Below are 9,297 nucleotides of genomic sequence, written 5' to 3'. Positions count from 1 at the left end.
GGGCCTGAGCAATGGCCCTGCTGATACTGACCCCCTTACCAATGGCATTATGATAGGTGTTTGCTACCTGTTCGGAAAGGTGCCGGGAAAAGGTTTCCATGTCCCGTTCAAAGCCGTGGCGCAGGGGATAGGGGATTCTGCCGTCCACTTTAAAGTTTGCCAGATACGCATTGGTGGTGGAAGTCAAAAGCTTCAACAGCTCGTCCAGCTCCAGAGAGGGGTTCTCTGCCGGGATGGATTTTAAATAAAGATTCGCGGAGTCAAACCCGTTCCCGGTGCCGCGGTGCTGCCTGGGCCGGGTTCCCCAAACCCCAGTGGAATCCGGAACCATGTATGGGCTAAAATCTTCCGCCACAGGTTACTTCCTGTATGCAGTAAAGAATAAGTCCCTCTACATACGGAGCCAACATAAAAAAGTTGCACGAAACCGCACAACTGAATCGTAATCATTTCAAATTAAAAATGAGCATAAAAAATGGGTAAGTCCTATAAGGACTTACCCATGGTCCGAGTGGCGAGACTTGAACTCACGACCCCTTGACCCCCAGTCAAGTGCGCTACCAACTGCGCTACACCCGGATGTTTTGCTGCAAATCAGCTTATTTAGAATAGCATAGCATTTAGAAATTTGCAAGCACTTTTTTAAATTTTTCGCAAAAATTTGCCGGAAGATCGGTGCTGGTTTGCGAAGTGCCGGTTTTAGAGGTGCTCTCAGAATGAAAGTGCCTCCTCCAATGGCAGAATCCTGTTGACAAACTTCGGACGGATATGCTATGATATTCAGGTCTTCCGGAAAAAGTGCCTTTTTTGATGGAGAGATGTCCGAGCGGTTGAAGGAACCGGTCTTGAAAACCGGCGACACGAAAGTGTCCGTGGGTTCGAATCCCACTCTCTCCGCCACATTTCCATTACTGCAGACGGGGCGTATAACTTGACAGATGGAGAAGTACCCAAGAGGCCGAAGGGGCTCCCCTGCTAAGGGAGTAGGCGGGTTAAACCGCGCGAGAGTTCGAATCTCTCCTTCTCCGCCAAAAAGTGCTTGAAAACCGCTAATTTTACGGTTTTCAAGCACTTTTCATTTATTATCTTACAGGTATTCATAACCACCCTTTTTCGAAAAACTACTAAAAAATACGCTATAGAACTAGAAAAAACCAACCTGTAAAGTACACGGTAAAGTACAAGTTTTACAAGTTGAAGCGCCACGCATATGCGTGGCGCTTCAACCCAGCAAGCCAGAGTCAGAGTCCGGTGTGCTAAAATCTTGTAACCATTGACATACAGTAAGTGGAATAATCTTAAAATTAGTATTACAATACTATTTGCAGCAACGCATTTTGATGCCACAACTAGGGGTAGGTCAAGCTTCATGTTGACCAGAGCTAAATTTCATTTGCAAGACCAACTGACTTTTAAGCAGTGGGGCGAGGTTGCGAATCCCATCTTAAAATTTAAGGATATCTTAATGCGTCGGGGCTCGCAAAGTACCGTAAAATCACTTTTGAAGTGGATTTGCGGTACTTTTTGCTTTTCAAAAGGCGTTGTGTGATAGACCGCGAGTAACGGATAAGCCAAAACCACTTGTTTTTTCAAGAGCGGGTGGTTCTCTTTATGAAAAAGCAATCTTATCTTAACGGATTCCAATAGCAGGGAACGTCACGTATGTGAGCGTCTCATCCACGCTGCCTAGGAATAGATGCGATATATCAGTCCTGTTTTAATAACGGTGATCTCAATGACGCACGTATAGAGCCCTGCAATATTTTTCGAGTTTTGCAATTCCTGATTTGCGGTCTTTTAGAAAACAATGGAGTTGCTATTGATTATTCGCCGATTTTCACGGTACAATTATTTCGTAATTTTATATTTTATACAAAAGGAGGGACTTGTGAATTATGAATGGGTGCTTCACACGCTATACGATGAACAGGCATACCGTGCACTGGCCGAGGCAAGCTGGCAAATATTTCGGCGGCCCAAAATGCAGACGCAGGCGTATCCCATCCTGATCGCAGCTGCCGTGATGATGCTGATAGCTGCGTTTTTGGGCGAACGATCAAATAGGTTGCCGGCCGCTGTGCTGATCCTCTTTTTTGGGGCTGCCATTCCCCTGAGTAAGGTCAGCGCCAAATCCAAGGTGTATCGCACAGCAAAAAAGGCCGCAGAGGCCGCAGAGAATTTTCCTAAAAAAGTGACCTTTGTTTTTCTGGAAAAAGATTCCATAATTGGGGATAAATAACACGTAATCCCTTACAACAAAGTGTCCTGCTTTGCCGAAATGGGAGACTGGCATTTTCTTTTTTTGATCAAACAGCGGCATATATTTTCAACACAACTGAACTTAGGGACACGGAAAAACTTGGGCGGTTTGAGGCGATGCTTACGCAAAAATGCGGACTCTCCAAAATCCGGCTGAAAGAGTCCACAGTAAAAGCATAATTGTGTCTAGCCGCGCCAAAGGAGGAGGCTGCACTATGGCGGAACGAGCGACTGTGTATCTGCATAAAGGGAATTATCTCTCTGCACGAAAGGATTTGTCTTGGATTAACCATCAGATGATTACCATTCTGGACAGTATTTTTGACGGTGTTTACATTACAGACGGAAGCACCAATACCCTTATGGTTAATCAGGCCTACCTGGCTATTTCGGGACTTTCAAAAGAACAGGTTCTCGGAAAGTCCATGCCGGATCTGGTAAACGCGGGCATTGTCAACCGCTCGGGAACGCTCGCCGCACTGAAAGCCCGGAAAACGGTTACACTGGATCAAACTTTCCACACAGGCAAGCAAGTCCTCATCACCAGCACGCCCTGCTTTGAAGAAGACGGCAGCATTTTTCTGGTTATAACCGTGGTGCGCGACATGACCGAGCTATATAATTTGCAGGAAAAAAACCGAGAAAACGAAGAGCGATACCGCCGCGAAGTAAATCTTCATCAAGCGCTGCTTTCGAGAAAATTTATTGTGGTGGACCCAAAAACTCAAGAGGTATTGACCCGGGCAGAGCGGGTGGCCTCGCTGAATACCATTGTACTTCTCTTGGGAGAAACCGGCGTTGGAAAAGAGCAGTTCGCCCGTTTCATCTTTGAAAACTCACCTCGCAAGAACCAGACTTTTATCAGCGTCAACTGCGGAGCCATTCCATCTTCTTTGATTGAAAGCGAGCTGTTTGGCTATGAGCGCGGTGCTTTTACCGGCGCCAACAAAGAGGGCAAGCTTGGTATCTTTGAAGCCGCAAATCACGGCACCGTATTTTTAGATGAAATTGGTGACCTTCCAATGGACATGCAGGTGCATCTACTGCGGGTGCTTCAGGAAATGCGCGTAAAACGGATCGGCAGCGTTAAATCCATCCCTGTTGATGTGCGGATAATTGCCGCCACAAACCGGGACCTGTGGGAAATGGTTCAGGCGAAGACGTTCCGCGAAGATTTATATTACCGTTTAAACGTCGTACCCATTACGATTCCGCCGCTGCGGGAACGCCACGGCGATATTATTCCTATGGTTCAGGGGTTCTTATCTGATATGAACGAAAAGTATCATGTCCAGAAGAATTATATTCCCACCGCATTGAAAGCCATGCAGGACTATCAGTGGCCCGGCAATGTCCGGGAGTTAAAAAATGTGGTGGAACAGTCTGTCATCTTTAGTGCCGGGGAGTATATCCTGCCATCGGATCTGCCCATTTCCATTTCCAATAAATCATCCGATTCTGACCAGTCTGCAAAAACCGGCAATCCTGCGCGTATTTCCATTGATCTCAAACGTGCCGTGGCCAAATTTGAATACGGCTTTATCAAACAGTCCTATGAGATGCACGGAAACGTGCGTGATGCCGCGGCAAGTTTGGGGATGGATCCTTCAACCTTTGTGAGAAAACGAAAGAGGTGGGAAAAATTGTTGCAAAAATGAACCAAGTTGCATTTCTGCAATTTACAGGACTTGTCGTCCGATGCATTGAAGCTTTTGCAGTTTCCTGTTCTTGTAAGCTCGCGGTTTATCAACCCGCTGTTGCAATATTGCAGCAGCGGGGTTTTTAATATTTTTTCGCCCCTTGCAGCGCAATGGTTTCAAAGCTTTTTCAATTGATAATTTTCTGGCACGCTTTTTGCGTAGTATTCTATCGTCAGGAACAGTCGGCCGACTGCCTCTCGTTCGCAAGGGATCTGGTACAAGAAAATCAGAAAGAAGGGAAATTATGTTGAACCAACAGTCTATCAGCCGTTATCGAAAGTATGGCGAAGAGCAGCCCTATTGGAAAGCCGGCATTTTTAAGGTTCGTCTGCCCTTTGTTCACTATGCGTGGTCTATCCCGGAGATGGTGCAGGCGGTGTTCATGTGTGCCACCTGTCTGGGTGCGATTCCGGTTCTGACGGAAGTTTTGGGCGTCAGCTACGACATCGCTTTATCCATGGTTATTGTAAACGGATTTTTTTATACGCTGCATGTTCTTCTGGGCGATCCCGTGGTTCCGGGCTGGATCACGCCTGCGGTTCCAATTATTACAGCTTTTTTGACCTCGGGCTATGAAATTGGTCCGTCCCGAACGCAGGCGCTGATCGCTTTGCAAATGATTCTCGGCATTATCTTTCTGGTGTTTGGCATCACCGGGCTGGGTGCTAAGATGGTTCAGGTGATTCCCACCTCGGTAAAAGCAGGCGTGCTGATGGGCGGTGGAATTGCCGCCGTGATTGGCGAATTTAAGGACACCGGCCGCTACGGAATGTATCCAATTTCTATTTCTGTGGGAATTATGGTTGCGTACTTCTGCCTGTTCAGCCCCATTTGGAGCAAGCTTCGCCAAAAGAACAAATTTATTGATGCAATCGGAAAATTTGGTATGCTTCCCGCGATTATTATTGGCGTCATCATTGGCCCTCTCATGGGAGAAATTGCTATTCCAGATATTGTCTGGTGGCCGCTTGTGAAAATTCCAGAGCTTGGGGATATTTGGAATCAGCTGTCGCCTTTTTCAATCGGGTGGCCCAGTGCCGCAACATGGCTGGCGGCTCTTCCTGTGGCTGTTGTGGTCTATATTATTGCTTTTGGTGATTTTGTCACCTCCGCTGCGCTAATCAACGAGGCTGATGAAATTCGGCAAGATGAAAAAATTGATTTCAATGCGAATCGCTCCAATATCATTAGCGGCATCCGCAATACCGCCATGGCAATGGTATGCCCGTATACGCAAACCTGTGGGCCGCTGTGGGCAGCCGTCACCGCTGCGGTGGGGCAGCGCTATAAGGAAGGGCCGCGGGCCATGGAGTCCATTTACAGCGGCTTTGGCACGTTTCGTATCAGTACGTTCCTTGCCGTCATGATGATGCCTATCTCATCCCTTCTTCAGCCGGTTCTGCCGATAGCGCTTTCTTTGACGCTAGTGGTACAGGGGTATATTTGCACACAGCTGGCAATGAATATGTGCGAAAGCGATATTGAGCGCGGCATCTGTGGCGTTATGGGAGCCGTTTTGGCCATCAAGGGTGCAGCTTGGGGGCTGGGTGTTGGTATTCTTTTGTCCTTGCTCTTGAATGAGAGCAAGAACAAGGTCGCGGTTACCAAATGATTTTTTCGATTGCTTAAAAAATTAAACAAACACGGCTCTACCGTAAAGTAGTATTGAAAGGAAGTCTTTAATTATGGCACTCATGACGGGAGAACAGTATATCCAAAGTATTCGCAAGATGAAAATGGAAGTTTACATGTTTGGCAAGCGGGTGGACTGTCCCGCGGATGATCCTATTCTGCGTCCATCCTTAAACTCCGTTCGTATGACATATGACCTCGCTCAGATTCCTGAGTATCAGAGCCTGATGACCGTGATCTCGCCGGAGACCGGCGAGCGAATCAACCGCTTTACCCATATCCACCGCAGCACGGATGATCTGCGCAACAAGGTGAAGATGCAGCGTCTGCTGGGTCAGAAAACCGCCGCCTGCTTCCAGCGGTGCGTTGGCATGGATGCGTTCAACGCAGTATACTCCACGTCCTTTGAGATTGATAAAAAGTATGGCACGCACTATCACGAAAACTTTAAAAAGTTTATGTTCGAGTGCCAATCGAAAGATCTCACTGTCGACGGCGCCATGACCGACCCCAAGGGCGACCGCTCTAAGGCTCCCCACCAACAGGCCGATCCCGACCTGTTCTTGCGTGTGGTGGAACGCCGCCCCGACGGCGTGGTGGTCTGCGGGGCCAAGGCACACCAGACAGGTGCACTCAACAGCCATGAAATTATTGTCATGCCAACCATCGCCATGGGCCCCGAGGACAAAGATTTTGCCATTTCATTTGCGATTCCCATGGACAGCGAGGGAATCTACATGATTATCGGTCGCCAGAGCTGCGACACCCGCAAATGCGAAAATACGGAAATGGATGTCGGCAATGCGGAGTTTGGCGGCGTTGAGGCACTGACTGTGTTTGACAATGTGTTTGTCCCCAACGATCGAATTTTCCTCAACGGCGAAGTGGAATTTGCGGGGATGCTGGTGGAACGTTTTGCCGGGTTCCACCGCCAAAGCTACGGTGGATGCAAAGTCGGCGTAGGCGATGTGCTGATTGGCGCGGCGGCTGTTGCCGCCGACTACAACGGCGCGAACAGGGCCTCTCATGTCAAAGATAAACTCATTGAAATGACGCACCTGAACGAGACGCTGTATTGCTGCGGCATTGCTTGCTCCTCCGAGGGAGCCCCCACCGAAAGCGGCTCTTACATCATTGACCTGCTGCTGGCAAACGTATGCAAGCAGAATGTTACTCGTTTTCCCTATGAAATTGTACGTCTGGCAGAGGATATTGCCGGTGGTCTGGTGGTCACAGCTCCCTCTGAAGCCGACTTCCGGGATCCCAAACTTGGCCCTGTCATTGATAAATACCTTCGCGGTGTCAACAACGTTTCCACAGAAAATCGCCTGCGGATTCTCCGGCTTATCGAAAACATGGCTCTGGGCACTGCCGCCGTGGGGTATCGAACCGAGAGTTTGCATGGCGCAGGGTCTCCGCAGGCGCAGCGGATCATGATTGCCCGTCAGGGAAATCTGGAACACAAAAAAGCTCTGGCAAAGGCCATTGCCCATATTCAGGAATAATTCCCGCGGGAAAATTCTGCATTGTCTCGACTACGCAGAAAGGAGTCTGCCTATGTATGAAGAAATTGAGCGTGTACTGAGCGAGCGTGTGCGTCCTTTGCTGCATCTCCACGGCGGCGATCTTGAGGTGCTGAGTGTGGAAAAAGGAATTGTCCGATTTCGTTTTTTAGGACACTGCGCGGGCTGTCCTGCCGCAGACCTGACCAACGAGGAATTGGTTCAAACTGAGCTGATGGCGCATTTCCCCAATCTCTCCGGTGCCGTCATGGTTCAGGAAACCAGCGAGGATCTGCTGGCACAGGCACGGGCGCTTATGCGGCACAGGCATAATGCATAGCCACCTCATCGGCGTCCGATACTGCGGAGGATGCAATTCCCGCTACGACAGGGTGGCTCTCGCAAAACAGATTGAACAGCTCTTCCCTCATGATATCTTTGAGTTAGCCGTACCGGAGCATACCTACGATGCGGTGCTGGTCATTTGCGGATGTCCTGCCCAATGTGTCAGTACAGAAGATTTGCAAAACGTGGAAAGTCGCTTGGTTATTGCCGGAAGCCAGCATCCTGAAAGCAACGTTATACTCCGCCTCAAAAAGGTGCTGGGCGAAAATTGTTTACCAACAGGAAACAACGTGCGCACCTGATGTGCGCCTAATGTCCGCCCTGCGCCCTCATAAATTCACTGACTTTACATCATGCAATTTCGACAATCGGGTACGGTGTCCCGAGCTGGAACACCGTACCCAAAATATGATTATTTGGCTGCTGGCAATAGCTGACAGCTTGTTTCAGTGTACCCTTTTTATGAAAAGCAAACCAGATACACCACAATTAAAACCGAAGGAGGCAATTGTCCTATGGATCGGAGTGTCTATTATCAGCAGCACCTGACGTCCGGGGAGGACGCGGTCAAACAGATTAAATCTGGAAACCGCGTTGTCATCGGACATGCTTGTGCAGAGCCCAGTTTTTTGATTGAAGAGATGGTCAAAAATGCAGCGGCATATCAAGATGTTGAAATTGTGCACATGGTGGTCATGGGAAAGGGCGCCTATTGCGCTCCGGAAATGCAGAGCCATTTCCGACACAACGGGCTGTTTCTGGGCGCAACCACTCGCACCGCCGTTTCAGAGGGCCGCGCCGATTTCACGCCCTGCTTTTTCTTTGAGGTGCCGCGTCTATTCCATACCACACTTCCTGTGGATGTAGCCTTGGTACAGGTTACCCCTCCCGATGAGAACGGGAACGTTTCTTTGGGCGTGTCCGCCGACTATACGTTGGAAGCCGTCAAAAGCGCAAAACTGGTCATTGCGCAGGTCAACCGGAACATGCCCTTTACCTATGGCGGGGCTGCAATTCCCCTGACAGAGATCGATATGTTCGTGGAGCACGATGCACCCGTGATTCAGTTGGAGCCGCCGAAAATCGGAGAAGTGGAGCGCGCCATTGGTGAAAACTGCGCATCTTTGATTCGGGACGGCGACACACTGCAACTCGGAATCGGAGCCATTCCTGACGCTGTGCTTCTATTTTTAAAAGGTAAGCGGGATTTGGGTATACACTCTGAGATGATATCGGACGGTGTACTGGAATTGGTAGAAGTGGGCGTGATTACCAACCGAAAAAAGACGCTAAAACCCGGAAAATTCGTAGTTACCTTTCTTATGGGCACACAGCGTCTCTATGACTTTGTAAATCACAATTCTGACGTGGAAGTCGATCCTGTGAGTTATGTTAATGACCCTTTTGTAATTGCGCAGAATGATTGCCTGGTGTCCATTAATTCCTGCGTTCAGGTGGACCTGACCGGTCAGGTAGCTTCTGAATCCATTGGCCTGCGCCAAATCTCCGGTACTGGCGGTCAGGTGGATTTCGTCCGCGGGGCTTCGTCCAGTCGGGGAGGGCGGTCAATTATGGCTATGCCGTCAACTGCCAAAGGGAAAATTTCCAAAATCGTACCCCTGCTGGACGAGGGTGCCGCCGTGACTACCAGCCGCAATGACGTAGACTATGTCGTCACCGAATACGGAATCGCACATTTACACGGGAAAACGCTGCGCCAGCGTGCGCATGCTCTGATCTCCATCGCGCATCCCACGTTCCGGCCCGCATTAATTTCCGAATTTGAGAAGCGGTTTCTCGCCAGTTATTAAGGTTCCCTTCTTTATGTGTGCCTAGCACACATTCCTTGTAGGTGGGGG

At 49.2% G+C, this 9,297-nt stretch carries 7 protein-coding genes and 3 tRNA genes; 8 read left to right on the top strand and 2 right to left on the bottom strand.

Annotation, left to right across the window (positions count from 1 at the left end):
* A partial coding sequence (locus tag RT018_RS15060; RefSeq protein ID WP_312943141.1) for a hypothetical protein occupies positions 1-355 on the bottom strand: 355 nt, incomplete at its 3' end.
* A gap of 148 nt (positions 356-503) precedes the next feature.
* Positions 504-579 (bottom strand) — tRNA-Pro (locus tag RT018_RS15055).
* Between the two features lie 233 nt (positions 580-812).
* On the opposite strand from RT018_RS15055, the gene RT018_RS15050 reads away from it, so the two are divergent.
* The 8 genes from RT018_RS15050 to RT018_RS15015 all read left to right on the top strand — a co-directional run bounded on the left by RT018_RS15050 (position 813) and on the right by RT018_RS15015 (position 9,249).
* Positions 813-900 (top strand) — tRNA-Ser (locus RT018_RS15050).
* 40 nt (positions 901-940) lie between these two features.
* Positions 941-1,031: transfer RNA gene (locus RT018_RS15045), tRNA-Ser, on the top strand.
* An 857-nt stretch (positions 1,032-1,888) separates the two neighbouring features.
* Positions 1,889-2,239 (top strand): hypothetical protein, encoded by a 351-nt coding sequence (locus RT018_RS15040; RefSeq protein WP_312943140.1) that lies wholly within the window; start codon positions 1,889-1,891, stop codon positions 2,237-2,239.
* 235 nt (positions 2,240-2,474) lie between these two features.
* On the top strand, positions 2,475-3,917 hold the full coding sequence (locus RT018_RS15035) for a sigma 54-interacting transcriptional regulator (protein WP_312943139.1): 1,443 nt from the start codon (positions 2,475-2,477) through the stop codon (positions 3,915-3,917).
* Between the two features lie 286 nt (positions 3,918-4,203).
* The gene (locus RT018_RS15030) at positions 4,204-5,571 is read left to right on the top strand and encodes a hypothetical protein (protein WP_312943138.1); all 1,368 of its coding nucleotides are present in this window, start codon (positions 4,204-4,206) and stop codon (positions 5,569-5,571) included.
* Positions 5,572-5,644: 73 nt separating this feature from the next.
* Positions 5,645-7,096 (top strand): 4-hydroxyphenylacetate 3-hydroxylase family protein, encoded by a 1,452-nt coding sequence (locus RT018_RS15025; protein ID WP_312943137.1) that lies wholly within the window; start codon positions 5,645-5,647, stop codon positions 7,094-7,096.
* Positions 7,097-7,148: 52 nt separating this feature from the next.
* Positions 7,149-7,433, top strand: a complete 285-nt coding sequence (locus RT018_RS15020) for a NifU family protein (protein ID WP_312943136.1) — start codon at positions 7,149-7,151, stop codon at positions 7,431-7,433.
* Between the two features lie 520 nt (positions 7,434-7,953).
* Entirely contained in the window at positions 7,954-9,249 is a 1,296-nt protein-coding gene (locus RT018_RS15015; protein WP_312943135.1) for an acetyl-CoA hydrolase/transferase C-terminal domain-containing protein, read from the top strand.
* The last annotated feature ends 48 nt before the right edge of the window (positions 9,250-9,297 follow it).

The sequence above is a fragment of the Oscillibacter sp. genome, assembly GCF_032060045.1.
Taxonomy (GTDB): Bacteria; Bacillota; Clostridia; order Oscillospirales; family Oscillospiraceae; genus Oscillibacter.
This window is presented reverse-complemented; position numbering and strand designations above follow the sequence as displayed.

Coding starts and splice junctions, on each gene's coding strand:
- RT018_RS15035 (WP_312943139.1), top strand. CDS start 2,475: ATGGCGGAACGAGCGACTGTGTATCTGCATAAAGGGAATTATCTCTCT.
- RT018_RS15030 (WP_312943138.1), top strand. CDS start 4,204: ATGTTGAACCAACAGTCTATCAGCCGTTATCGAAAGTATGGCGAAGAG.
- RT018_RS15025 (WP_312943137.1), top strand. CDS start 5,645: ATGGCACTCATGACGGGAGAACAGTATATCCAAAGTATTCGCAAGATG.
- RT018_RS15020 (WP_312943136.1), top strand. CDS start 7,149: ATGTATGAAGAAATTGAGCGTGTACTGAGCGAGCGTGTGCGTCCTTTG.
- RT018_RS15015 (WP_312943135.1), top strand. CDS start 7,954: ATGGATCGGAGTGTCTATTATCAGCAGCACCTGACGTCCGGGGAGGAC.